This is a genomic window from Pseudarthrobacter polychromogenes, from assembly GCF_014644495.1.
Lineage (GTDB): Bacteria > Actinomycetota > Actinomycetes > Actinomycetales > Micrococcaceae > Arthrobacter > Arthrobacter polychromogenes.
On the sequence record NZ_BMKU01000004.1, the window covers coordinates 89,317 to 114,333 of the forward strand.

Sequence of the window (25,017 nt, forward strand, 5' to 3'; positions counted from 1 at the left end):
GAACCGCACCACCCGCCGTCGCGCGTTAGCCCGTGGGTGGGCCCACGCTGGCAGGGTTCCCTGACCGAGCGAAGCGAGGTAAGGGAGACGGCGGGGACTAGTGGCCCGTGGGGACGTACCGCTTGATGGAGGCTTCCAGTTCGGCCTCGGCGGCGGCGCGGTCGCCCCAGCCCTCGGCCTTGACCCACTTGCCCGGCTCCAGGTCCTTGTAGCGGGTGAAGAAGTGCTCGATTTCCTTGATCAGGAAGTCGCTGACGTCGGTGACTTCCTGGATGTGGTCAAAGCGGGCATCCACGGGGACGCAGAGGATCTTGGCATCTCCGCCGCCGTCGTCGGTCATGTTGAAAACGCCGATGGGGCGGGATTCAACGATGACGCCGGGGTGCAGGTCGAAGTCCTGGAGGAGCACCAGCGCGTCCAACGGGTCGCCGTCTTCACCGAGGGTGTTCTCGAAGTATCCGTAGTGCGTGGGGTACTGCATGGAGGTGAAGAGGACGCGGTCCAGGCGGACGCGGCCGGTCTCGTGGTCGACTTCGTACTTGACGCGCGATCCCTTGGGGATCTCGATGGTCACGTCATGCTTCATGGAATGCTCCTCGGCAAGTCAGGGGGTTCGCGGCACTTCTGACGGGCAACAAAAAGGACTGTCAGTGCCGCCGACTATTATCGAGGATATAGCGAGAGGCCCTGGAATCAGGAACTTGTGGGGAAATTTCAGGACTTGAGGACCGGCACGGGCATGACCAAAACACGCAGTACGGATCAGCGGCTTGGCCGTGCCCGGCAGGCGGCGGGGAGCGGCGCCGGTGGCGTGCGAAGGTCCTGGCAGTTGGTCCTGCTCTCTGCGCTTCTGGTGGCCCTCGCCGTCCCGGCCGCACTGCTGGTGGCGCCGGGCTTCCTCGGTCCCGAACCGCCAGCCCCCGCTCCGCCTGCGCCTGCCTGGCAGCAGGTTCCAACCGCGCTTTCTACCGTGCCGGGGCTCGCCCCGCCGGACGGCTCCGCTCCCGTTCCGCTCCCGTCCGCCGTCAGTGCCCAGCTGGAACCGCTGCTGACGGCCGACGGCGGCGGAACTTTCACCGCCGTGGTGCAGGATGCGCTCACCGGCCAGGTCCTGTTTGACCGCGGCGGTTCGGAAGGCCGGGTGCCGGCGTCCAACATGAAGCTGCTGGCGGCCGTCGCCGCCCTGCGGGTCCTCGGCCCCGAGCACAGGTTCGCCACCCGGGCTGTCGCCGGGCCGGAGCCGGGCCAGGTGGTGCTGTTTGGCGGCGGCGACGTCCTTCTTGGACCCGGAGGGTCCGCCCCGGACCAGGTGATGGGCCACGCAGGCCTGGCAACCCTGGCGGCCCAGGCCGCGGAGGCCCTGCAAAAGGGCGGTGCCACAGGGGAGATCAAGGTCCTGGTGGACGATTCCCTCTTCTCGGGCCCCGCCCTGAACCCGGCGTGGGGGCCAGGGGACGTGGCCGCCGGTGAAGTCGCTCCCGTATACCCCCTGGCATTGAACTCCGCCCGCTATGATCCCGCCGTCACCACCGGCCCCCGCCCGCAGGACGCGGCAATGACGGCGGCGGAGGAATTCGCCGCCCGGCTGCGCACGGCAGGCGCCGCCGCGGGACTCACCGTGGCAGCCGCCGTCGAACGCCTGCCCGCGGGGGCAGCCGGCACGACGGCCCCAGCACGCACGACGGCCCCGGCACGCCCGGAGGGGGAGGGGGCCAGCCAGCCGGTGGTGCTGGGCGAAGTCCAGTCCGCCACTGTTGCGGAGCAGGTGAACCTGATGCTCCAGGACTCAGACAACTACCTGGCGGAAGCATTGGGGCGGCTGACAGCGCTGGCCGACGGGCTGCCGGGAAGTAACGACGGCGCCACGGCGGCGGTGGGCGCGCAGCTGGCCGCTGCCGGACTGGCTGCGGAGGGGATGAAACTGGTGGACGTGTGCGGCCTGGCCATGGGCAACCAGGTCCCGGCCCGGCAGTTTTCCGAGGTGGTGCGGGCCATCACGTCTGGAACGGACACCAGGCTCCGGTCGGCGCTGGACGGCTTCCCGGTGGCGGGCCTCTCCGGAACCCTGGATACCCGGTACCGTGATGCCGCCACCGCGCGGGGTGCGGGACTGGTGCGCGCCAAAACCGGCACCCTGAACACAGTGCTGGCCCTGAGCGGCTACGTGGTGGACGCGGACGGCCGGCTCCTGGTCTTTTCCTTCATCGGAAACGGACTGACCCCCGGTGCCGCGGGGAACAAGGAGGCGCTGGACCGGGCCGCCACAGCGCTCGCCGGCTGCGGCTGCCGCTGAGCGTCGGGCCAGGGCGGTCCTGCCCTGCACGAAAGGTGCCGCGCCAGCACCGCCCATGCGGCCCTGGCCTGCACCGCGGCGCGGCCCGTACATGGCGGGCAAAGGTTCGCCGGTGAGCGAACTTAAGGACTATCCCAAGCATGCTGTGTTCTGATGGGAACCATGGAGCCCACTGCACGCGAGTCGTCAGCCCAGACGTTGTCCGCCACGGCACAGTCCCTGATCAACTGGGACCTCGCCGCCTCCACCGCCGCGCGCCTGGCCCCGGCCGGGCCTGTGCTGGACCAGGCTGCCATCAGCGAGGCCGTGGACAGCCTGCGGCGCCTGGCGGATGCGTCCGTTGACCATGTCCACGAGATCACCGGGCTGGAAGCAGCGCGCGACCTCCGCGACTCCTCCGTGCTGGTGGTGGACCGCGCATCCTGGGCCAAAGCCAACACGCAGAGCTTCGCCGTGATGCTCAAACCCGCCATGGAAAAGATGCTGGAAAACAGGCAGGGCACGCTGAGCCCGGGCGCCGCCAGCGTCAGCGGGGCCATCACCGGAAGCCAGCTCGGCGCAGTCCTGGCTTTCCTGGCCAGCAAGGTCCTTGGCCAGTACGATCCCTTCGCTGCCCTTGCGGAAGGGTCCACCGCGCCGCCGGCCGGCAGGCTCCTGCTCGTGGCCCCCAATATTGTGGCGGTGGAGCGCGAACTCAACGTCACCCCGGAGGATTTCCGGCTCTGGGTGTGCCTGCACGAACAGACCCACCGCGTGCAGTTTGCCGCGGCCCCGTGGCTCCGGCACCACATGCTCGAACAGATCGACCAGCTCAGCGTGCACCTGCTGGGCAACGTCGATTCCCTGATGGAGCGTGCCACCGCTGCTGCCCGCTCGCTTAAGGACCGTACCGCCTCGGGGAACACTCCCGGCCGGGGCGCCATCCTGGACCTCCTCCAGGACCCGGAGGAGAAGGCCGCCATCTCGCACCTCACGGCCGTGATGAGCCTCCTGGAAGGCCACGCCAACGTGGTGATGGACGCCGTGGACGCCAGCATCATCCCGTCCGTGAAGACCATCCGGCAGCGGTTCAACGATCGCGGCAAGGACCGCGGCGTGATCGAAAAATTCATCCGCAGCCTCCTGGGCCTGGACGCGAAGATGCGCCAGTATTCGGACGGCGCCAGGTTTGTCCGCGCCGTGGTGGACGCCGCCGGCATGGAAGGCTTCAACAGGGTCTGGGAGTCCGCGGACCACCTGCCCACCGAACCCGAGATCCACGACGCCAAGCTGTGGCTTGAGCGGATGGGACTCTGATTGCCAAGCAGCCAGCCACCTGAGGCCGCTTCCGCCGCCGAACCCACCGCCGGAGGCTCCACTGCGGGCACCGCCGCGGGTGCCATGAGCGGCAGTTTCAGCAGCGGACGACGACGGCCCGGCAGGCTGGCGCCCGTCGTCGGCACAGCGCGCAAGGCGCTGGGGGACGCCCTGGCCAAGGCCGGCTATCCGCACCACGTCCTGGTTGCCTGCAGCGGGGGCCCGGACTCCCTGGCCCTGGCAGCCGTGGCCGCGTACTTTGCCCGGCGCGGGCATGTGGACGGCCACCCTGTGACGGTCGGGGCGGCAGTGGTTGACCACCAGTTGCAGGAAGGGTCCGCGCAGGTCGCCGCCAGGACCGCGGAGATGCTGGAGGAGCTGGGCCTGTCCCCGGTGCAAGTCCGGCCCGTAACGGTGGACGGCACCGGCATGGGGCCCGAGGCCGCAGCCCGCGAAGCCCGGCACGCCGCACTGGAAGCGGCAGCGGCAAGCCAGGGAGCGGCGGCAATCCTGCTGGGCCACACCCTGGACGACCAGGCCGAACAGGTGCTCCTGGGCCTGGCGCGCGGCTCAGGCACGCGCTCGCTGGCCGGCATGAGGCCGGCGAGGGGTGCCCTGCTGCGGCCGTTCCTGGGGCTTCGCCGGGCCGACACGGAAGAGATCTGCGAGGTGGAGGAACTCCAGCCGTGGCACGACCCCACCAACTCGGACCCGTCCTATGCCCGCTCCCGGACGCGCGTGGAGGTACTGCCGCACCTGGAGGAAAAACTCGGTCCCGGCGTCGCGGAATCCCTCGCCCGGACCGCCTCCATCCTGCAGCTTGACGCCGACTACCTCGAGGATGTGGCGGAAGCCACCTTCGCATCCCTCGTGGAGCGGAACGGCCCGGAGCTGAGCCTTCCGGAGGAGGCGTTGCGCGCCCTGCCCCCTGCCATCAGGTACCGCGTGATCGCCAAGGCCGCGGCCGACGTCGGCGGGCAGCAGCCCAGCTACCAGCGCCTTTTGGCGGCGGAGGCGCTGCTGCGGCGGCACGGCTCGGCAGGGCCGGTGGAACTCCCCGGCGGAGTGAGCGCCTACCGCCTGTCCCTCGCGCAGCTGGCCGGCGCGGAAGCCGCGGACAGCCCGGCTGCCGGCAGTAAAGCCAAACCCGTTCCCCGCGAAGCCGCACGCTGTGGGAAGCTAGTACTCCGGCTTCAAAAGCCGCCCGCAAAATAGTCGCACCCCGCATCTACACAGGAGCCATTGGTGGATTCAAACGACGTCCAGGCAGACCTCAAGCACGTTCTCTACACCAAGGAGCAGATCCAGCAGCGGATCACCGAACTCGCTGCCCAGATCGACAAGGACTACGAGGGCCGCGAAATCCTCATCGTGGGCGTGCTCAAGGGTGCGGTGATGGTCATGGCTGACCTGGCCCGGGCGCTGCACAGCCACATTTCCATGGACTGGATGGCTGTGTCCTCCTACGGATCCGGCACCCAGTCCTCCGGGGTTGTCCGCATCCTCAAGGACCTGGATACGGACCTTATGGGCAAGGACGTGCTGATTGTCGAGGACATCATCGACTCCGGCCTCACCCTGTCCTGGCTCAAGACCAACCTGGAATCGCGCGGCACGGCATCGGTGGAGATCTGCACCGCCTTCCGCAAGCCCACTGCCGCCAAGGTGGAGATCGACGTCAAGTACGTGGGATACGACATCCCCAACGAATTCGTGGTCGGCTACGGCCTGGACTACGCCGAGAAGTACCGCAACCTGGACTTCGTGGGCACCCTGGCCCCGCACGTTTACGAGTAGGCTGCCCCTCCCGGACCGCCGCCGCGCCGCCGTCGGCATTGACCTGCAATACCCCGCCCTGAGGCAGGCCCGCCGCCGCCCTGGCACCGCTACGCCCACAGGGAACTTTTGCCGTCCATCATGCGTGATCTACTCCGGACGGTGTATAGCTAGAAGCTGACGCAGCACCATCACGCGCGCAGACTACTCGCCGTGCAGCACTACCAGAAGGGACGGGGTTAGCCCCCGAACAGATGAAAGCTAAGAACTTCTTCAAAGGCCCGGGCATCTGGATCGTCGTCGTGGTCGGTCTGCTCCTGGTGGCCTTTGCAACGCTTGCCCCCGGTGGTGCGGCACGGATTGACACGGACAAGGGCCTTGAACTGCTCTCCGGGGACCAGGTGGAGCAGGCCAAGATCTTCGACGGCGAAAACCGCGTTGACCTGACTTTGAAGGACAACCTGCAGCTGGACGGGCAGGACAAGGGCAAGAGCGTCCAGTTCTTCTTCGTGGACGCCCGCGCCGAGGACGTGGTCAAGGCCGTCACGGACTCCAATCCGGCCCAGGGCTACACGGACCAGCCGATTGAGAGCAACTGGTTCTCCGGCCTGCTCTCCCTGCTGATTCCCGTCATCCTCCTGGGCGCCCTTTTCTGGTTCCTCATGACCCGCATGCAGGGCGGCGGCTCCAAGATCATGCAGTTCGGCAAGTCCAAGGCCAAGATGGTCAGCAAGGACATGCCGCAGGTAACCTTCGCCGACGTCGCCGGATCCGACGAAGCCGTCGAAGAGCTCCAGGAGATCAAGGAATTCCTCCAGGAGCCCGCCAAGTTCCAGGCCGTGGGCGCCAAGATCCCCAAGGGCGTGCTGCTGTACGGCCCTCCGGGTACCGGTAAAACCCTCCTGGCCCGCGCCGTCGCAGGCGAGGCGGGCGTCCCCTTCTTCTCCATCTCCGGCTCCGACTTCGTGGAAATGTTCGTGGGTGTGGGTGCCTCACGCGTCCGCGACCTGTTCGAGCAGGCCAAGGCCAACTCCCCGGCCATCATCTTCGTGGACGAGATCGACGCCGTTGGCCGCCACCGCGGTGCCGGCATCGGCGGCGGCAACGACGAACGCGAGCAGACGCTCAACCAGCTCCTGGTGGAGATGGACGGCTTCGACGTCAAGACCAACGTCATCCTGATCGCCGCCACCAACCGTCCCGACGTGCTGGACCCCGCACTGCTCCGCCCCGGCCGCTTCGACCGGCAGATCGGCGTGGAAGCACCGGACCTGATCGGCCGCGACCAGATCCTGCAGGTGCATGCCAAGGGCAAGCCGATGGCACCCGGAGTGGACCTCAAGGCCGTGGCCAAGAAGACTCCCGGATACACCGGCGCAGACCTGGCCAACGTCCTGAACGAGGCAGCGCTGCTTACAGCGCGCTCCAACGCGAACCTCATCGACGACCGTGCACTGGACGAGGCCATTGACCGTGTCATGGCCGGACCCCAGAAGCGCAGCCGCGTGATGAAGGAGCACGAACGAAAGATCACCGCCTACCACGAAGGCGGCCACGCCCTGGTGGCGGCAGCGCTGCGGAACTCCAGCCCGGTCACCAAGATCACCATCCTGCCCCGCGGCCGTGCCCTGGGCTACACCATGGTGGTCCCGGACAACGACAAGTACTCCGTGACCCGCAACGAACTGCTGGACCAGATGGCCTACGCCATGGGCGGCCGCGTTGCAGAAGAAATCGTGTTCCACGACCCGTCCACCGGCGCGTCCAACGACATCGAAAAGGCCACCGGCACCGCACGCAAGATGGTCACCGAATACGGTATGAGCGAGCGCGTCGGCGCGGTCCGACTGGGCCAGGGCGGCGGAGAGCCCTTCCTGGGCCGCGACGCCGGGCACGAGCGCAACTACTCTGACCAGATCGCCTACGTGGTGGACGAGGAAGTGCGCCGGCTCATCGACCAGGCCCACGACGAGGCCTACGCCATCCTCACCGAAAACCGCGACGTCCTGGACCGGCTGGCCCTCGAGCTGCTGGAACGCGAAACCCTGAACCAGGCCGAGATCGCCGACATCTTCCGCGACATCCGCAAACGCGATTTCCGCGAAGTGTGGCTGTCCAAGGAGTCCCGTCCGGTCCAGATGGCGGGCCCGGTGGAGTCGCGCCAGGAGAGGGCGGAGCGCGAGGCCCAGGAGGAGGCAAAGCAGGCGCGCCTGGATGAGCCGCTCGACGCCCAGCCGCCGCACCCGCAGGGTGTTCCGGAGGATGCTCCGTTCCAGGGCGGCGTCACCGACGCGGGCCCGGACACCCTTCGCGGCTAAGCTTTCTACGTGACCCACTTCGACGACGACGACGTTCCCGCCTCCGCCGGATATCCGGCGGAGGGCGGATCCCACCACTCAAAGCACCACAAGGTGGACCGGCCCCGGATTGAGGCGGCCGTCCGTGAGATTCTCATTGCCATCGGAGAGGACCCGGACCGCGGCGGCCTCATCGACACCCCCAAGCGCGTGGCCAAGGCCTACGCCGAGGTGTTTGCCGGGCTGCACCACGATCCCGCGGATGTCCTGTCCACCACCTTTGACCTTGACCATGAGGAACTCGTCCTGGTCAAGGACATCCCCTTCTATTCCACCTGCGAGCACCACCTGGTGCCGTTCCACGGGGTGGCCCACGTGGGTTACATCCCGTCTCACGAGGGCAAGGTGACGGGCCTGAGCAAGCTGGCCCGGCTCGTGGACATTTACGCCCGCCGCCCACAGGTGCAGGAGCGGCTCACCACTGAGATCGTCGAGGCGATGGTCCGCTACCTCAAACCCCGTGGCGCCATCGTCGTTGTTGAATGCGAACACATGTGCATGTCAATGCGCGGTATCCGCAAGCCCGGAGCGAAGACCGTCACCAGCGCGGTCCGCGGGCAGCTTCATGACCCGGCCACCCGTGCCGAAGCCATGAGCCTCATTCTCGGAAGGTAAACCCCAGACCATGGACTCACTCGCTGCAGCGCCGGGAACCGGCCCCGCAACATCCCCCCTGCCCATCCTTCGCAAACCGCGACCGGCGGCCCGGTTCGAAGACCTCCCCACGGACCGCACGCTGGTCATGGGCATCCTGAACGTCACCCCGGATTCGTTCAGCGACGGCGGCCGGCATGCCACTGCGGACACCGCCATCGCGGCAGGGCTCCGGATGTTCTACGCCGGTGCGGACATTATCGACGTCGGCGGCGAATCCACCCGGCCAGGCGCCGAGGACGTCACCCCGGAAGAAGAACAGCAGCGCGTCATCCCCGTCATCCAGGCACTGGTGAAGGCAGGGGCGCTCGTCAGCATCGACACCACGCACGCCTCCACGGCCGCCGCTGCGGTGGAAGCCGGTGCTGCCATTGTCAATGACATCTCAGGCCTCAGCATCGAACCGGAAATGGCGGAGTTCGTGGCGGCCGCCAAGGTGCCGTACATCCTTACCCACCGCCGCGGAGACGCGCGCACCATGAATTCCCTCGCCGACTACAAGGACGTGGCGGGGGAAGTGGTGGCCGAACTCGCAGGCGTGCGGGACAAGCTGTACGCCGCCGGTGTCACCGCGGAAAAGATCATCGTGGACCCGGGCCTGGGGTTCGCCAAGAACGACGCCCAGAACTGGGAGATCCTGCAGAACCTGGACCAGCTGGACAGCCTGGGCCACCGCGTCCTGGTGGGCGCCTCACGCAAGCGGTTCCTCGGCACCCTGCTCACGGTGGCCGGCAAGGCCGCCGCCCCGGAGGAGCGCGACGCCGCCACCGCTGCCATCACCGCCATCAGCGCCTACCGCGGTGCCTGGGCCGTCCGCGTGCACGACGTCGGCCCCAGCCTTGACGCCGTCAAGGTTGCCGCGCGCATGGCCGCACCCCGCGCCGACAGCTAAGCCGCGCGCCATGGACAGGATTACGCTGAGCGGGGTGACCGCCGTCGGCCATCACGGCGTGTTTGATTTTGAACGCCGCGAGGGCCAGCCTTTTGTTGTGGACGCAGTGCTATACCTGGATTTCGCCAAGGCGGCGGAGTCCGACGACGTCCGGGACACCGCGCACTACGGCGAGGTGGCGCAGCGTATTACCGAGTGGATCTCCGGCGAGCCGCTGAACCTGATCGAAGCCCTGGCTGTGCGGATCGCTGACGGCCTGCTGTCCGAGTTCCAGCTGGAGGCCGTGGACATCACCGTCCACAAGCCGCAGGCGCCCATCGAGGTTCCCTTCGGCGACGTGGCGGTCAGTGTGCACCGCGACCGGCGCGTTGGGGAAAAGCGCGATGGGGAAAAGCAAGCCCGGGGGGAGGGGCAATGAACAGCGGCTATACCAAGGCGGTCCTGGCGCTCGGCAGCAACCTGGGCGAGCGCAACGACACCCTGTCCGAGGCTGTGGCGGACCTCGTTGATCCGCCGGAGGTGCGGCTGCTCGCCGTGTCGCCGGTTGTGCAGACGAAGGCGGTGGGCGGTCCCCCCAACCAGCCGGACTTCCTCAACATGGTCATCACCGTGGAAACCAGCCTGGCCCCGCACGAGCTGCTGGACCACTGCCAGGCCGTAGAGAACAAGCACCACCGCGTGCGGGAGGTGCGCTGGGGGCCGCGGACGCTCGACGTCGACATCATCACCTACGGCGACGTCCGCAGCGACGACCCCACCCTGACCCTGCCCCACCCCCGCGCCGCCGTCCGCGCCTTTGTCCTCTACCCGTGGTCGCTCATCGAGCCTGCTGCCACCCTGGACGGGGAACGGATCAGCGCCCTTGCCGCCCGGGCTGACGATTTTGGCGACCTTGCACCTTTCGACGGCTTCGGTGACTTCGACGGCGTGCCCACGGCCGGGGCGGTGGAAGAACGATGAAGCCCATCAATCCGCTTCGCCTGCTGCTGATCGGTTTCATCCTGGCCGTTGCGGGCTGGTCCGCCACGGTGGTGACCAGCCGCTTCGGCATGTCCACGCCCGTCCTCCCGGCCACCGCCCTGGCCACCATGGGCGTGATCGTGGCCATCACCCTGATCCTGGGCATCCGGGTGCTGACGTGGCGCAACAGCCTCGACGGCGCCGGTGCCAGGACTGGTGCGAAGAACGGAACCCGGGAAAGGCCCGTGCTTGACCCGCTCCTCGCCGCGCGGACCCTGGTCCTGGCCCAGGCCTGCGCCTACGCCGGAACCGTGCTCCTGGGCTGGCATGTGGGCATCTTCCTGGACCAGCTCCGCATCTGGAGCCTGCGCAGCAACCAGGGCATCACCTGGCTGGCACTTGCCATGGCCGGCGGGGGACTGGTGATGATCGTGGTGGGCCTGCTTGTGGAGCGGTTCTGCAAGATCCCGCCGGAGGACGGCGACACCAAGGGCATCGAGGGAAAACCCGGCCGTACCGTGCATGGTGAAGCCGCCGGGGAAGGCGAATATGCGTACCGAGGCGATTGACCCTCCCGGCATCACCTGGCAGCGCGTGTCCCCGAAGTACGTCACCGTCAGGATGGTGCAGTGGGCCCTGGCCAACGTGGCCACCGTGCTGGTCCTGGCCCTGCCGCTGGTGCTTGTCCTCGCGGGCGTGTGGAACTGGCCACCGCTGTGGCTGGCAGTTGCCGTGCCCGCGGTGGCATTGGTGTCGGCCCTCTGGCGGCTGGCGCTCATCCCGCGGCAGGTCCGTGCCATCGGTTATGCCGAACGCGATGACGACCTCCTGGTCAGGACCGGCATCTTCTTCCAGCGCACCATGGCCGTCCCCTACGGGCGCATGCAGTATGTGGACATCGGCGTGGGCCCGGTGGAGCGCGGACTGGGCCTGTGCACGCTCAAGCTCCACACCGCATCACCCGGCACCAACGCCCAGATCCCGGGCCTGCCCGCCGCTGAAGGTGCCCGGCTGCGCGAGCAGCTGGCGGCGCGGGGCGAAGCCAGGCTGGCAGGGCTGTGACTGCGGAGGAACCGCGTCCCGGGCCCGCCGCCCCCCTCCCTGACGCAGGCGGCACCCCGGCTGCAGCGCAGCCAGCCACAGCGCAGCCAGCCAACGCGTCCGACGGCGAGTGGCTGCGCGTGCACCCGGCGTCGCCCTTTATCCGTGGCTGGGTGGCCCTGGCCGCCATAGCCTTCTTCTTCGGCCGTGACATCTTCGAACGCTCGCTGCAGGGCAGGCCGGTCTTCGAGGAAGAGCTCGCCGGCCGGGCTTCCTGGCTGCTGGCGGGCGGCGGCATGGTGCTGCTGGTCTCGGTGCTGGGCTTCCTCCTCACCTGGTACTTCACCAAATACCAGGTGTCCGGCGGCTACGTCAGGGTCAATACCGGTTTCCTTTTTCGGCAGCAGCGCCAGGCGAGGCTGGACCGGGTCCAGGCCATCGACATCGTGCAGCCCCTGCTGGCCCGGATCTTCGGCCTCGCCGAACTCAAGTTCGAGGTGGCCGACGCAGGAGAGTCGGCGGTGCGGCTGGCCTACCTGAAGATCGACGACGCCCGGCAGCTCCGCGCCACCATCCTGGCCCGTGCCGCAGGCGTGGCCGTTGACCCCGCCCACCCGGAGAAGCCCTCACCCGAGGCGCCCGAATTCCAGGTCCTGTCCGTGCCGCCGCAGCGCCTTGTGGGTTCCCTGCTGCTCAGCGAGCAGAGCTTCTTCGTGGTGGTGGGCGGCATTGCCTCCGTGGTGCTCGCAGCCGCCACGGACAGCCAGGCGTTCTACTTCTACCTCATTCCTGCGGGCCTTGGCCTGGCAGCCAGCTACTGGGGACTGTTCAACAAGGGCTACAACTTCACCGCCGCGATCTCCCCGGACGGCATCCGGCTCCGCTACGGCCTGCTGGACACCCAGGCGCAGACCCTTCCGCCCGGACGGATCCAGGCCCTGAAGGTCACGCAGCCGCCGCTGTGGCGTCCGCTGGGCTGGTACCGGATGCAGGTCAACGTGGCAGGCTACGGTGTGGTGGAGAACGCGGGAGAAGGCTCCGCCCGGACCACCCTCCTGCCGGTCGGCACGCTGTCGGACGTGATGGGCATGCTCGCACTGGTGCTGCCGGACCCTGGAACCCCGCAGCCCGCCGTCGTCTTCGGTGCGGGGCTGACCGGGCTGGATTCCGACGGCGGATTCGTCACCACGCCGCGGAGGGCCCGCTGGCTCGCCCCCCTGGGCTGGCGGCGGAACGGGTTCGCGGCCACGGACACCGCCCTGCTGTTCCGCTCGGGGCGCTGGTGGCGGCAGCTTGTGGTGGTTCCGCACCAGCGCACGCAGTCCATCGCCCTGCACCAGGGTCCGCTGGCACGCCGGTTCCGCGTCGCCGACCTGGTGCTCCACACCACCCCCGGACCCGTGGTGCCGCGGCTGGCCCAGGCCACTACTGAGGTGGCCCTGTCCTTGTTCGACGAACAGTCTGCGCGCGCCCGGCTGGCCAGGAAGCGGCAAACAACCGAACAATGGCTCCGGCAGGTGGTGCCTGGTGACGCGGCGGCCGGCACTGGACCAGTGGCCGGGCCCCTGGAAGTCCCAACCCCCCTGGAAACCCCCACCCCACAGCAACAGGAAGGCGGGCAGCATGGCTAAGCCGGGACGCCTCGGCGTTGGAATCATCGGCGCGGGCAAAGTGGGGGCGGTCCTTGGCGCCGCCCTGCGCGCCGCGGAACATGCCGTCGTCGGTGTTTCGGCGGTGTCCGAGGCGAGCCGTGAGCGCGCAGAAACGTTACTCCCCGGCGTGCCCGTCCTGGAAGTGCAGGAGATCGTTGAGCGGGCGGAGCTGGTCCTGCTGGCCGTCCCGGACGACGCCCTCCCGGGCCTGGTGGACGGGCTCGCGAAGCTGGGCGCCTGGCAGCCGGGCCAGCTGGTTGCGCACACCTCCGGCCGGTTTGGCGTGGGCGTCCTGCACCCGGTCAGGGCCGCCGGAGCCGTCCCGCTGGCGCTGCACCCCGCCATGACGTTCACGGGGATGAGCCTGGACCTCACCCGGCTGCTGGACTGCACCTTCGGCGTCACGGCCGATGCCGCCATGCTTCCCATCGCGCAGGCACTGGTGGTGGAGATGGGCGCCGAACCGGTGGCCATTGCCGAGGCGGACCGGACGCTGTACCACGCAGCCCTGGCGCACGGCTCCAACCACCTGGTCACCCTCGTTGCGCAGGCGTCCGAGCTGTTGCGCTCGGTGGGAGTGGAGCTGCCGGAACGCATGCTGGGCCCGCTCCTGCGGGCCACGCTGGAGAATGCGCTGGCGTCAGGGGAGTCCGCCCTGACCGGTCCGGTAGCGCGCTGTGACGTCGGCACGGTTGCGGCACACGCGGAGGCGCTGCGGGAGTTCGACGGCGGCGGGCACGGCGATGTGCTGGCCGCCTACCTTGCCATGGCACGCGCCACCGCCCTGCGGGCAGAGGGGCGCGGACTGCTGAAGCCGGACCAGCTGGAGGGGCTGCGCCAGGCCCTCGATCCCAAGGAGGACTGACGATGCCCATCAAACTTGCCACCACGGTGGCCGGCCTCAGAACCGAAGGCGCGCGGCTGCTGGGCTCCGGGCAGGGCAGATCCCAGGGGCTTGTGCCCACCATGGGTGCGCTCCACGAGGGCCATGCTGCCCTGGCGCGTGCCGCCGTCGAACAGAACGACGTTGTGGTGGCCACCATCTTCGTCAACCCGCTGCAGTTCGGCGACGCCGTGGACCTGGACCGCTACCCGCGAACGCTGGACGCCGACCTTGCACTGCTGGAAGACCAGGGCGTGGACCTGGTCTTCGCGCCGCCGGTGGAGGAGGTCTATCCCGGCGGCGAACCGCTGGTGCGCATCACCTCGGGCCGGCTGGGCGAAAAATGGGAGGGCGCCTCCCGGCCGGGCCACTTTGACGGCGCCCTGACGGTGGTGGCCAAGCTCCTCCACTACGGGTTGCCCGCCGCGGGGCTGCCTGCCGCCGGCGCGGCACCGGGAGGCCTGCCCGCCTACCGGGCATACTTTGGCCAGAAGGACGCGCAGCAGCTGGCCCTGGTCCGGCGCATGGTGGCAGACCTCAACTTCCCGGTGGAGATCGTGGGCGTACCAACGGTGCGTGCCGTCGACGGGCTGGCGCTGTCCAGCCGCAACCGCTTCCTGTCCGGCGAAGAGCGGGAGGCTGCCCTGGTGCTGTCGCGGGCCCTCCGGCTGCTGGAGGAACGCGCGGACGCGCGGCAGCCGCTGGACCTTGACTCAGCACGTGCCCTGGTGGAGTCCCAGCCGCTGGTGGGGCTGGATTACTTCGAGGTGGTGGACCCGGAGACCCTGGAGCCGCTTGCCGAGAACTGCCGGCAGACGCCGTTCAGCGGTGAAGCCCTGGCGCTCATCGCCGCCAAAGTGGGGCCGGTGCGGCTGATCGACAACGCACCGCTGAGATCCTGACGCCAGGCCGCTAGATGCGGGGCTCTTCCCGGTTGATCATCAGTTGTTCGAGCAGCGCGCGCTCCGGCCTGCCGGGGTGCTTGGCGACGCAGCGGCGCAGGCGTGCCCTGGCGAGCTCTTCACCGGGTTCGCGGCTGCAGAGAACTTCATCGATGATTTCCTGGGCCTGCCACCGGAGGGACTCAATGGCGAACTCCCGGATCTCGGACGGGGTGTCTTCGGCCATCCAGGGATCAGGGTCTGAGGGAACGCTCTGGAACATCCGCTCTGCTGACATCGGGGCCTCCTTGCACCAGTCCGAGAGGGCCCGGCTGGGGGCCTCCACGGCGTCGAAGCACTGCGCTACGGGAAACATTACAGGTGGGAAGACCGGTCTGTCTTCCCCCGGAGTAGACTGATTTTGCGATGAATCCAGAGGCTAAAGTCCCGGCGTTCCCCGAAGCTGCCGCGGTGGCGGAATCCGGTCCTGCCCATTCGGTGGACAGGATCCTGGCTGTTGCCTACGAGCTGTTTTCCACGCGCGGCGTGCGGGACGTTGGCGTCAACGAGCTCATTGAGCGGTCCGGGGTCGCCAAAGCCACCTTCTACCGGCATTTTCCGTCCAAGGATTCCCTGGTGTTCGCATTCCTGGAGCAGCGGGACAAGCAGTGGACCATGGACGGGATCCTCTCCGAGGCGCGGCGCCGGGGCAGCACTCCCCAGGAGCAGCTGCTGGCCATCTTCGACGTCTTCGGGGACTGGTTCCGGCGGGAGGACTTCGAGGCCTGTTCGTTTGTGAGGGTCATGCTGGAGATGGGGCCCGCCCATCCGTTGGGGAAGGCCAGCATCGATTACCTGGCAAAGATCCGCGGCCACGTCCGGGCCGTGGCGGAAGAGGCCGGGCTGGTGCGCCCCGAAGAGTTCGCCCGCTCGCTGCTGATCCTGATGAAGGGCTCCGTGATCCAGGCCGTGGAGGGTGACACGCTGGCCGCCGACCGTGCCCGGCAGATGGCGGTCTGGCTGATCGGGCACCACAGCGGCTGACTGCAGGCCGCCCTCAGGCAGCCGCTGTTTGGAAACCAGGCACTGATCAGGAGCCGGAGTGCCCGGCAGGGATGCGGGGAGCGGACGTGCTGGAGCGGACCACCAGCCGGGTCTCCATCAGCTCGTCCGCCGGACCAGCGGCGCCGCCGTCGTCCTGCACCAGCGCCAGCAGGCGCTCAACGGCCCGCGTGCCCTGGTTTCGCGGAAACTGGTCGATGGTGGTCAGCCCCAGGATTTCGCCCATTTCGTGGCCGTCCACCCCTATGACGGACAGCTCCTCGGGGATCCGCAGTCCGAGGTCGCGGGCCGCCAGTATTGCGCCGAAGGCCATCTCGTCGGACGCGCAGAAGATAGCGGTGGGCCGTTCCTCTGCGTCCGCCAGCAGCTGCTTCGTCTCCTTGTACGCATCGTTCGCCGAATAGTCGGAAATGAGGGACCACGCCTCGCGCAGGGGCAGGCCCGCCTCCGCCATCGCTTCCTCATATCCGGCGCGGCGACCGCTGGAAATCTCGAAGTTCCGTCCAAGCTCGTGTTCGCCGCCTAGGTGCGCCACCCGTGAATGCCCCAGGCTGATCAGGTGGTTGGTGGCGCGCCGGCCCACCTCCACATCGTCAATCCGGAGCGTGGGGATCCCCGGCAGCGGGCCGCCCACACCGACCACCGGAATTCCGGCCGCGAGGATCTGTTCGGTCTCGTGCGCGTTGAGCTGGAGCGAGACGGCCAGGACGCCGTCGAGCCGCTTGCGCAGGAGGAAGTCCCCCAGTACCGATTCCCGGTACCGGTCGCCCTGGAAGTCGTACAGGGTGAGGTCGTAGCCGGCGTCCATCAGCGCGGAATTGGCGCCCTCGAGCAGCGTGGCGAAGTACCACCTGTTGACGAAGGGGAGGACCACCCCGATGTTGTGGCTGCGCCCGCTCGCCAGGCTGGAGGCGTGGTAGGACATGACAAAGCCGAGTTCGCTGGCCGCGGCGGCCACGGCCTCCCTGGCCCGGGCCGAAACACTGCCCTTACCGCTCAGAGCCCGCGACGCCGTCGCCTGCGAAACACCCGCCAAACGGGCTACATCCCTGATTCCTGCCACTGACCCTCTGATGTTCCGCTTGGCCCCATGCGCAGCCAGATGCACTGCGCAGGTCCCAGTTTACGCTGGGCGGCTGCGTCCCCGTCCGTGCTGAGCAGGATCTCCAGGCCGGGCAGGCCAACCGGCTCGTCACCCATGTTCATCATCACCAGGACTCCGTTGTTTACGAACGTCACGCAGTCCGAGGCGGAGGACCCTTCAAGCCAGTCCAGGGAGCCGGCTCCGAGCTTCATGGCGCGGCGAAGCCCCAGCGCCCGGCGATACAGGGACAGGACAGAGGACCCGTCCCGGTCCTGCACGTCCCTGGACAGCGTTGCCCATTCCTCCGGCTGCGGCAGCCAGGACTCGCCGGTGCTGTTGAAGCCGAAAGCCGGCGCTGCCGCCTCCCAGGGCAGGGGCACCCGGCAGCCGTCACGGCCGATGCGTTCTCCCGCGGTGCGCTGGAACGAGGGGTCCTGGCGGAACGTGTGGTCCATGGTGGTGTGATCGGGGAGGCCCAGTTCTTCGCCCTGGTACAGGTACACGCCGCCCGGCAGGGCGAGCATGAGCATCGAGGCTGCGGCGGCACGTTGCAGGCCCAACTCCGCGTCTGGCTGGACATCCTCGGCACCCAGGCCGTCGCCGGGGCGGGCCGCGGGTTCCACGATGCCGAAGCGCGTCGCGTGCCGGACGACGTCGTGGTTTGAAAGGACCCAGGTGGTGGGGGCCCCGACCGAATCGAACATCCGCAGCGAACTTTCGATGACTGCGCGCAACCGGGCAGGGTCCCATGGGGTGCCCAGGTACGCGAAGTTGAACGCCTGGTGCATCTGGTCCGGCAGGACCCAGTTGGTCAGCCGGGACAGGGGATCGATGCTCGCCTCGGCACAAAGGATGCGGTCGCCGTCGAACTCGGCCAGGACCTCGCGCCACCTGCGGTAGATGTCATGGATTTCGGGCTGCCCGAACATCGGCGCAAGGTGGCCGGGGAAGTCATCGGTGCTGATGCCGTCGGGCCGGCCGTGCCAGTCCGGCAGTCCATCGGCCTTGACCAGGGCGTGGGCCACGTCCACCCGGAAGCCGGCAACACCACGCTGGAGCCAGAAGCGGAGGACGCGTTCGAACTCGGCGTGCACGGCAGGGTTGTCCCAGTTGAAATCCGGCTGCGAGGAATCGAAAAGGTGGACGTACCACTGGCCGGGCTCGCCGGAGGGCTCGGTAATGCGGGTCCAGGCCGGGCCGCCGAAGTGTGACTGCCAGTTGTTGGGCGGGAGCTCCCCGGATTCCCCGCGGCCGTCCCGGAAGATGAACATCTCCCGTTCGGGGCTTCCCGGCCCTGCCTGGAGTGCGGCCTGGAACAGGGCGTGGTCCGAGGAGCAGTGGTTCGGCACCAGATCGATGATTACCCGGATGCCCAGCGAATCTGCCCGGGCAACCAGTGCGTCAAAGTCCGCCAGGGTGCCGAACACGGGATCGACGTCGCAGTAGTCGGCGACGTCGTACCCGCCGTCCCGCTGCGGCGAAACATAGAAGGGTGAGAGCCACACGGCGTCGACGTCAAGCGCCGCCAGCTGGTGCAGCTCGGCCGTAATGCCGGGCAGGTCGCCCTGGCCGTCGCCGTTGAGGTCCCGGAAGGAACGGGGATAGATCTGGTAGATCACCGAGGACCGCCACCATTCAGTGCCGTGGTCGGCGGGGTGGACCGGCACCAGTTGGAGGGCGGAGACGTCGGACTCGTCGAGCATGAGTGTGTTGGTCATCCGGTTATGCTAGCGGTATTTGCGCCAAAAATGGAACAGCTTCCATCCAGTATTCGCAAGGAAAGCTTTAATTTGCGGATCGTGTGGACGTTCTCCATGGAATCGCTTACAGTTGTGACTTGTCTCACCGCCGGGGTTGGCACCTGACAGCCGATATCTCCCAGGGCGGGCATTTCTTCCACCGGGCATTTGCCCAATTCATGAAGGAGGCGCATCGGTGCGCACAGCTCTTACCAGGCCCTTGGTCCGCAAGGCCAGGCTTTCACTCACGACGGCGGCCGCCGTCTCCCTGATGCTTCTCGCCTCAGGCTGCTCCGGCGGGCAGGCCCCGGCAGGCGGCGCATCAGGCGCTGCCTCCGAAAGTGCGGCAGCTGCCCCCTCCGGCGAGGCACCCGCACGCGGGGACGCCGACCTTGTCATCTGGGCCAACGGCCCCGTTGTCCAGGCGCTGCAGCCCATCGCCGATAAATTCGGCGATGAGAACGGCATCACGGTGGAAGTCCAGACCGTGGCCACCGAACTGCAGACCAACTTCGTCACGGCCAACGCATCAGGCAACGGCCCGGACATTGTGATGGGAGCCCACGACTGGATCGGGAACCTGGTCCAGAACGGCGCCATCGATCCCGTCCAGATCACGGCTGAGCAGAAGGCGGACCTCCTGCCTGTCGCCACGGACGCCGTCACCTACAACGGCCAGACCTACGGCATGCCCGCTTCCGTGGAATCCCTGGTTCTCATCCGCAACAAGGCGCTTGCGCCCGAGGCGCCCGCTTCCTTCGAGGAGCTGCTCACCGCCGGCAATGCCGCTGTTGCCGCCGGAACCGCAGAACGGGCGCTGAACCTGCAGGTGGGCCCCAAGGGTGACGCCTACTTCATGCAGCCCCTCTACTCCTCAGCCGGCGGCTACCTCTTCGGCAAGAAGGCCGATGGCAGCTTCGACACCGCTGACCTCGGGGTTGGCAAGGAAGGCTCCATCGCAGCTGCGCAAAAGATCGCTGAGCTGGGTGAAAAGGGCTCCAAGGTCCTCAGCAGCTCCGTCAGCGCCGACAACTCCATTGCGCTGTTCAACCAGGGTAAGACAGCCTTCATGGTGAACGGCCCCTGGGCTCTTGGCGACGTGAAGAAAGCCGGGATTGACTACGGCCTGAGCGCCGTTCCGGGCTTCGCCGGCATGCAGCCCGCCCAGCCCTTCACCGGCGTGCAGTCGTTCTACGTCGCGTCCAAGGGCAAGAACAAGTCCTTCGCCGAAACCTTCGTCCAGACGGCCGCATCGCAGAAGGAAACCCAGCGCGCGCTGTACGAGGCAGTCCGCATCCCGCCGGCGATCGCATCCCTGGTGGAGGAAGTGGCACAGACCGATCCGGACACCAAGATCGCCGCCGATGCCGCGGCTGCAGGCATCCCCATGCCTTCGCTGCCCCAGATGGCTGCCGTGTGGGCCCCGCTGGGCCAGGCAGAAGCTGCCATTGCCGGTGGCGCAGACCCGGCGGCCACCATGGAGCAGGCCGGCCAGACAATCGCCGGTGCGCTGAAGTAACACCGGCGATGACCACCCGAATCAAGAATTCCTCGGGGAAGGCGGTGGGGCCTGGACTTTCGCTGGGCTCCACCGCGTCGGTCCCCGCACTGCTGGCCAAGATCCTTGGGCTCGGCGCCGTGCTGGGGGCTGCCGTCTCCCTGACGCCGCTGCTGATTGCCGGCGGCGAGTGGGCCATGCTCATCGGACTGTGGCTCGGTGCGGCCGGGCTCCTGGCCGTCTATTCCACCAGCCGCCTGGTGCCGCTGAAGTACCTGCTGCCGGGCACCCTGCTCCTCACGGTCTTCGTCCTCCTGCCGATTCTTTCCACCGTGCAGCTTTCCTTCACCAACTCAGGCGACGGAACCCGCGGGTCCAAGGAGGATGCGGTATCCACCATCGTCCGCAACTCCGTGACCCAATTGCCCGAATCCAGGACCTTCAACCTCACGGTGGGCACCGAAGGGTCTGCCGCCGATGGCCCCTTCACGTTCTTCCTGGTGGAAACGCCGTCGAACGGTGTTTTTGCCGGTGACGGGCAGGGCCTGCGCCCCCTTGCAGGGGAGGACGTGACGGTCGACGGCGGCTACGTCCGCGCTGCGGACGGCTACCAGATCCTCACCGGAAAGGAAGTCAACGCCGCCGGGGCGAAGATCAGCGGACTGACTGTTCCCACGGACAAGGGGGCCATCCGCGCCCAGGGCATCAACCGCGCCTTTGAAGGCGTCCAGACACTGACCTACGACGCCGGAACGGACAGCATCACCGATTCGGTGTCCGGGAAGGTCTTCACCGTCCAGCAGTTCGGAGACCGGGAATACTTTGCCGATGCCAACGGCAGCAAGGGATTCGACCAGAGCTGGGAAAAGAACGTCGGCTTCGCCAACTACGTCCGGCTCTTTACCGACCCCCAGGTCCGTGACGCCCTCCTGGGCTCCTTCGTGTGGACGCTCGTCTTCGCAGTCGGCTCGGTGGCCACCACCTTCGTCGTCGGACTCCTCCTCGCCAGCGCCCTCAATGACCCACGCATCCGCGGACTCAAGCTCTACCGGGCCGTCATCATCGTTCCGTACGCCATCCCGGTGTTCATCTCCTTCATCGTGTGGCAGAGCTTCTACAACAAGGACTTCGGGCTCATCAATTCGATGCTCGGCGGAGCCAAGATCGACTGGCTGGGCGACCCTTTCCTTGCCAAGGTGGCCGTGCTGCTGACCAATCTTTGGGTGGGCTTCCCCTACATGTTCCTGATTGCCACAGGTGCGCTGCAGGCGCTGCCGCAGGATATTGCGGAGGCCGCGAAAATCGACGGTGCCAGCTCCTGGACAACCTTCACCAAGGTGCAGTTCCCGCTGCTGCTGGTGGCCGTTGCGCCGCTGCTGGTGTCGTCTTTCGCGTTCAATTTCAACAACTTCAACGTCATCCAGCTGGTCACCGGCGGCGGCCCCTTCCCCGCCAGCGGCGGACAGATCGGCGCCACGGACATCCTGATCAGCGGCGCCTACCGCATAGCGTTCGGCGGTGCAGGCGCAGAGTTCGGTTTCGCCTCGGCAATTTCCGTAGTCCTGTTCATTGTCACGGCAGTGCTTGCAGGCATCCAGTTCCGCTACACCAAAGCCTTGGAGGATGTGCGATGACCAATCTGCTCACGGAAGCTCCGGCAGAAAAAGGCGCGCCGTCCCGCCGGACGAACATGCTGGTCCGCAAGGACGGGCTTGAGCTGCCCCGCGGCAGGCGGTGGTGGCGGGAAGTGGGCTGGCGGCACATGGTGGGCCTGGCGGGCGTCGCCTTCGCGGGTTTCCCCGTGCTCTACATCATTTCCGCGGCATTCAATCCGCTGGGAAGCGTGGCCACCACGGAACTGATTCCCACCACGTTCAGCCTGGTCAATTTCGAGACGCTGCTGGGCGGTTCCAAGGGCCCGTACGGAACCTGGTACCTGAACACCCTGGTCCTGTGCACTGTGGTTTCCGTGGCGCAGGTCCTCCTGAGCACGCTTGCGGCCTACGCGTTTTCCCGCTTCCGCTTCTACGGGCGCCGCGGCGGGCTGCTGGCGCTGCTCCTGGTCCAGATGTTCCCGCAGTTCCTGGCCATCGTGGCCCTGTTCCTCATGATCGCGAAGTTCGGCGAGGTGGTGCCGGCCATCGGGCTGAACACGCTGGCGGGTTACGCGCTGGTGCTGATGGGCGGGGCACTGGGCCAGGTCTGGCTGATCAAGGGGTTCTTCGATTCCATTCCGCATGAGCTGGACGAGGCGGCGCGGATTGACGGGGCGGGACACTTCCGGACGTTCACCAGTGTGATCCTTCCGCTGATCACTCCCGTGCTGGCCGTGACCGGACTGCTGGCGTTCGTGGCCGTTATTGGCGAGTACATCCTGGCGAGCATCTTCCTGACGGACAACGGCGTCAAGACGCTGGCGGTGGGCATGTTCGGCATCATCGCAGGGGACCGCAGCAACAACCTGGGCGTCTTCGCTGCCGGCTCGGTGATGATCGCGCTGCCGGTGCTCATCCTGTTCCTCTACCTGCAGAAGTTCATTGTGGGCGGGCTGACGGCCGGCTCGGTCAAGTAGGGAAGGGCACCCGGAATAGTCAGCTTGCTTATGACTTTTCTTCTTCCTAGGCTGGAAGCTGTCCGGCAAGCAAACTTTCGAGCGGCGGCCGGCGCCTTTTACCAGGTGCCGGCCCCCGCTCAGGCCAGGAGGAAAAAATGTCAGAACACAGCATCGCAGGTAAGAAGGTCGCATTCCTGCTGACGGACGGCGTGGAGCAGATTGAGCTCACCAGTCCCTGGCAGGCAGTGAAGGACGCCGGCGGCCAGCCCACCCTGGTGGCACCCACGAGCGGCAAGCTGCAGGGTTATAACGGCACGGAAAAAGGCGACACGTTCGACGTCGACCTCACCGTCACGGAGGCAAATGCCTCCGACTACGACGCCCTGGTCCTTCCCGGCGGCGTCGTCAACGCTGACCATCTCCGCGTGGACAAGGACGCCCAGAGCTTCACCCGGAGCTTCTTCGAGCAGCACAAGCCGGTGGCCTCCATCTGCCACGGACCCTGGCTCCTCATCGAAGCCGGTGTGCTGGCCGGAAGGAACGTCACGTCCTACCACACCCTGCAGACCGACCTGAAGAATGCGGGCGCCAACTGGACTGACGAGGAAGTGGTGGTGGACCAGGGACTGGTGACCAGCCGCACCCCGGACGACCTCCCCGCTTTCAACAGCAAGCTGGTGGAGGAAATCTCGGAAGGCCGGCACGCCGGCCAGACGGCCTAGAACCGCCGGGGGCTGCCCCGCAGCGCAGCCCCCATGTGTTCCCTCAGGGTTTGGGAAATGTTCCGGTTCCGGGAATTAGTCCAACCGGTAGAGTGTTGGCATCTGCAGCGGCCATCTCCGCGCATCACTCAAATCACGCCCTGAGGGAACACCCATGTCTACCGAAGTCTCGCCGAACGCCAGCGGCCAGTCCGTCAACACTGAAGGAACCAGGCCCGCCGCGCCGGAGAAGATGTCCCGCGAATCGGTGACCATCATCAGCACGCTGCTGGTGGCAACGTTCGTGGTGATCCTCAACGAGACCATCATGAACGTTGCCCTGCAGCGGCTCATGGTGGACCTGCAGGTGGACGCGCCCACCGTCCAGTGGCTTTCCACCGGCTTCATGCTCACCATGGCCGTGGTCATCCCGACCACCGGATTCATCCTGCAGAGCCTGTCCACCCGGGCCGTCTTTATGCTGGCCATGGGCCTTTTCGCCGGCGGAACGGCCCTTGCCGCCGTGGCTCCCGGGTTCGAGCTGCTCCTGCTGGCCCGCATCATCCAGGCGGGCGGCACCGCGATCATGCTGCCGCTGCTGATGACCACCATCCTCACCCTGGTCCCGCTGGCCAGGCGCGGCGCCGTGATGGGCAACGTCAGCATCGCCATCTCCGTCGCACCCGCCATGGGGCCCACCGTCTCCGGGCTGATCCTTGAGCACTTCACCTGGCGCTTCATGTTCGTGTTCGTCCTTCCGGTCGCCCTTGCGGCCTTGGCGATCGGCGCCAAGTACCTGACCAACATCGGCCAGGCGGAGAAAACCAGGCTCGACTTCCCCTCGGTTATCCTCACCGTCCCGGCCTTCGGCGGACTGGTCTACGGCCTCAGCCAGATCGGCGGCGGCCACGGCGGCCAGGCCGGCCCCGGAACCACGGCCATCGCGGCACTGGTGATCGGCGTGGCCAGCCTCGCGGTCTTCGTCCTCCGGCAGGTGCGGCTGCAGAAGGCCGAAGCTCCGCTGCTGGACCTGCGCGCCTTCAACTTCCGGATGTTCACGGTCTCCGTGCTGCTGATGGTGGTGGCCATGATGGCGCTGTTCGGCGGCGTTATCCTGCTCCCGCTCTACCTGCAGGAGGTCCGCGGCCTGGGCTCCCTCGAAACCGGCCTCGCGCTGCTCCCGGGCGGCCTGGCCATGGGCCTGCTGGGTCCGGTCATCGGCCGGCTGTTCGACAAGGTAGGGCCGCTGCCGCTCACCGTCTCCGGGTCCATCCTGATGGTGCTGTCCCTCTGGCAGTTTTCAATGCTCGACGCCGGCACGTCCGTGGCATGGATCGTCACCCTGCACGTGGGGCTGAGTTTCGGCCTGGCGCTGTTGTTCACCCCGGCGTTCACCACCGGCCTGAACCCGTTGCCGCCGCACCTTTACTCCCACGGTTCGGCCATCATGAGCACCGCCCAGCAGGTGGCCGGCGCGGCCGGCACCGCGCTGCTGGTGTCCATCTTCGCCGTGGTGTCCGCGGCGTCGGGACTCGTTGCGGGGATGAGCGCCGCCTTCCTGACGGCAACCGTGATCTCCCTTGCCGCCGTCGTGCTCTCCGCGATGATGCGCAAGACCGAAGGTGCCGTCCCGGCCCACGCGGCCCACTGACCGGCCCCCGGCCTGCCCAACTGAGTAGCGCCAAGTGTCGTTT

Annotated in this window: 24 protein-coding genes; 20 read left to right on the forward strand and 4 right to left on the reverse strand. The window is 67.5% G+C overall.

Annotated elements, in window-relative coordinates; all coding sequences use genetic code 11:
• Positions 1-97 precede the first annotated feature (97 nt).
• Positions 98-586 carry an inorganic diphosphatase gene (locus tag IEX43_RS07980; protein WP_104185712.1) on the reverse strand — a complete coding sequence of 163 codons (489 nt, stop codon included), beginning with the start codon at positions 584-586 and terminating at the stop codon, positions 98-100.
• A gap of 153 nt (positions 587-739) precedes the next feature.
• On the opposite strand from IEX43_RS07980, the gene dacB reads away from it, so the two are divergent.
• From dacB to panC, 14 genes are all read left to right on the forward strand, one after another.
• On the forward strand, positions 740-2,293 hold the full coding sequence (gene dacB, locus IEX43_RS07985; RefSeq protein ID WP_188809934.1) for a D-alanyl-D-alanine carboxypeptidase/D-alanyl-D-alanine endopeptidase: 1,554 nt from the start codon (positions 740-742) through the stop codon (positions 2,291-2,293).
• A 162-nt stretch (positions 2,294-2,455) separates the two neighbouring features.
• Complete coding sequence (locus IEX43_RS07990) at positions 2,456-3,589, forward strand: zinc-dependent metalloprotease (RefSeq protein ID WP_188809936.1); 1,134 nt, start codon at positions 2,456-2,458, stop codon at positions 3,587-3,589.
• Positions 3,590-3,673: 84 nt separating this feature from the next.
• Positions 3,674-4,804: a tRNA lysidine(34) synthetase TilS gene (tilS, locus tag IEX43_RS07995; protein ID WP_188810400.1), complete on the forward strand. Its 1,131-nt coding sequence runs from the start codon at positions 3,674-3,676 to the stop codon at positions 4,802-4,804.
• A 30-nt stretch (positions 4,805-4,834) separates the two neighbouring features.
• On the forward strand, positions 4,835-5,386 hold the full coding sequence (gene hpt, locus IEX43_RS08000; RefSeq protein ID WP_041651844.1) for a hypoxanthine phosphoribosyltransferase: 552 nt from the start codon (positions 4,835-4,837) through the stop codon (positions 5,384-5,386).
• Between the two features lie 233 nt (positions 5,387-5,619).
• Positions 5,620-7,683, forward strand: coding sequence for an ATP-dependent zinc metalloprotease FtsH (gene ftsH / locus IEX43_RS08005; protein WP_188809938.1), 2,064 nt, complete (start codon positions 5,620-5,622; stop codon positions 7,681-7,683).
• A gap of 9 nt (positions 7,684-7,692) precedes the next feature.
• A complete protein-coding gene (gene folE / locus IEX43_RS08010) occupies positions 7,693-8,337 on the forward strand; it encodes a GTP cyclohydrolase I FolE (RefSeq protein ID WP_188728873.1) in 645 nt (214 codons plus the stop codon).
• 10 nt (positions 8,338-8,347) lie between these two features.
• Positions 8,348-9,268, forward strand: coding sequence for a dihydropteroate synthase (gene folP, locus IEX43_RS08015; RefSeq protein WP_188809940.1), 921 nt, complete (start codon positions 8,348-8,350; stop codon positions 9,266-9,268).
• A gap of 10 nt (positions 9,269-9,278) precedes the next feature.
• On the forward strand, positions 9,279-9,686 hold the full coding sequence (gene folB / locus IEX43_RS08020; protein WP_188809942.1) for a dihydroneopterin aldolase: 408 nt from the start codon (positions 9,279-9,281) through the stop codon (positions 9,684-9,686).
• Positions 9,683-10,228, forward strand: coding sequence for a 2-amino-4-hydroxy-6-hydroxymethyldihydropteridine diphosphokinase (gene folK, locus IEX43_RS08025; protein WP_104185706.1), 546 nt, complete (start codon positions 9,683-9,685; stop codon positions 10,226-10,228). Before folB ends, folK begins: the two co-directional genes overlap by 4 nt.
• Positions 10,225-10,797, forward strand: coding sequence for a DUF3180 domain-containing protein (locus IEX43_RS08030; protein WP_188809943.1), 573 nt, complete (start codon positions 10,225-10,227; stop codon positions 10,795-10,797). The genes folK and IEX43_RS08030 overlap by 4 nt, the downstream gene beginning before the upstream one ends.
• Entirely contained in the window at positions 10,778-11,290 is a 513-nt protein-coding gene (locus IEX43_RS08035) for a PH domain-containing protein (RefSeq protein ID WP_188809951.1), read from the forward strand. The genes IEX43_RS08030 and IEX43_RS08035 overlap by 20 nt, the downstream gene beginning before the upstream one ends.
• Complete coding sequence (locus tag IEX43_RS08040; protein ID WP_188809960.1) at positions 11,287-12,900, forward strand: PH domain-containing protein; 1,614 nt, start codon at positions 11,287-11,289, stop codon at positions 12,898-12,900. Before IEX43_RS08035 ends, IEX43_RS08040 begins: the two co-directional genes overlap by 4 nt.
• Positions 12,893-13,786: a Rossmann-like and DUF2520 domain-containing protein gene (locus tag IEX43_RS08045; protein ID WP_188809962.1), complete on the forward strand. Its 894-nt coding sequence runs from the start codon at positions 12,893-12,895 to the stop codon at positions 13,784-13,786. Before IEX43_RS08040 ends, IEX43_RS08045 begins: the two co-directional genes overlap by 8 nt.
• Positions 13,787-13,788: 2 nt before the next feature.
• Positions 13,789-14,706 carry a pantoate--beta-alanine ligase gene (panC, locus tag IEX43_RS08050; protein WP_188809964.1) on the forward strand — a complete coding sequence of 306 codons (918 nt, stop codon included), beginning with the start codon at positions 13,789-13,791 and terminating at the stop codon, positions 14,704-14,706.
• A 10-nt stretch (positions 14,707-14,716) separates the two neighbouring features.
• On the opposite strand, the gene IEX43_RS08055 is transcribed toward panC, so the two are convergent.
• Positions 14,717-14,983 (reverse strand): hypothetical protein, encoded by a 267-nt coding sequence (locus IEX43_RS08055; RefSeq protein ID WP_188809966.1) that lies wholly within the window; start codon positions 14,981-14,983, stop codon positions 14,717-14,719.
• Between the two features lie 128 nt (positions 14,984-15,111).
• Here IEX43_RS08055 and IEX43_RS08060 point away from each other — a divergent pair, with 128 nt between their 5' ends.
• Complete coding sequence (locus IEX43_RS08060; protein WP_188809968.1) at positions 15,112-15,729, forward strand: TetR/AcrR family transcriptional regulator; 618 nt, start codon at positions 15,112-15,114, stop codon at positions 15,727-15,729.
• Positions 15,730-15,775: 46 nt separating this feature from the next.
• Here IEX43_RS08060 and IEX43_RS08065 read toward each other — a convergent pair whose 3' ends face one another.
• On the reverse strand, positions 15,776-16,810 hold the full coding sequence (locus IEX43_RS08065; protein ID WP_188809970.1) for a LacI family DNA-binding transcriptional regulator: 1,035 nt from the start codon (positions 16,808-16,810) through the stop codon (positions 15,776-15,778).
• Positions 16,789-18,549: a glycoside hydrolase family 13 protein gene (locus IEX43_RS08070; protein WP_188809972.1), complete on the reverse strand. Its 1,761-nt coding sequence runs from the start codon at positions 18,547-18,549 to the stop codon at positions 16,789-16,791. The genes IEX43_RS08065 and IEX43_RS08070 overlap by 22 nt, the downstream gene beginning before the upstream one ends.
• Before the next feature lie 217 nt (positions 18,550-18,766).
• Between IEX43_RS08070 and IEX43_RS08075 the strand changes: the two genes are divergently transcribed.
• The 5 genes from IEX43_RS08075 to IEX43_RS08095 all read left to right on the forward strand — a co-directional run bounded on the left by IEX43_RS08075 (position 18,767) and on the right by IEX43_RS08095 (position 24,974).
• Positions 18,767-20,089 carry a sugar ABC transporter substrate-binding protein gene (locus IEX43_RS08075; RefSeq protein WP_188809975.1) on the forward strand — a complete coding sequence of 441 codons (1,323 nt, stop codon included), beginning with the start codon at positions 18,767-18,769 and terminating at the stop codon, positions 20,087-20,089.
• Between the two features lie 8 nt (positions 20,090-20,097).
• The gene (locus IEX43_RS08080) at positions 20,098-21,702 is read left to right on the forward strand and encodes an ABC transporter permease subunit (protein ID WP_188809977.1); all 1,605 of its coding nucleotides are present in this window, start codon (positions 20,098-20,100) and stop codon (positions 21,700-21,702) included.
• A complete protein-coding gene (locus tag IEX43_RS08085; RefSeq protein ID WP_202884278.1) occupies positions 21,699-22,640 on the forward strand; it encodes a sugar ABC transporter permease in 942 nt (313 codons plus the stop codon). The genes IEX43_RS08080 and IEX43_RS08085 overlap by 4 nt, the downstream gene beginning before the upstream one ends.
• Positions 22,641-22,777: 137 nt before the next feature.
• Positions 22,778-23,344, forward strand: coding sequence for a type 1 glutamine amidotransferase domain-containing protein (locus tag IEX43_RS08090; RefSeq protein WP_188809979.1), 567 nt, complete (start codon positions 22,778-22,780; stop codon positions 23,342-23,344).
• A 154-nt stretch (positions 23,345-23,498) separates the two neighbouring features.
• Complete coding sequence (locus IEX43_RS08095) at positions 23,499-24,974, forward strand: MDR family MFS transporter (protein ID WP_188809981.1); 1,476 nt, start codon at positions 23,499-23,501, stop codon at positions 24,972-24,974.
• Positions 24,975-25,017 lie beyond the last annotated feature (43 nt).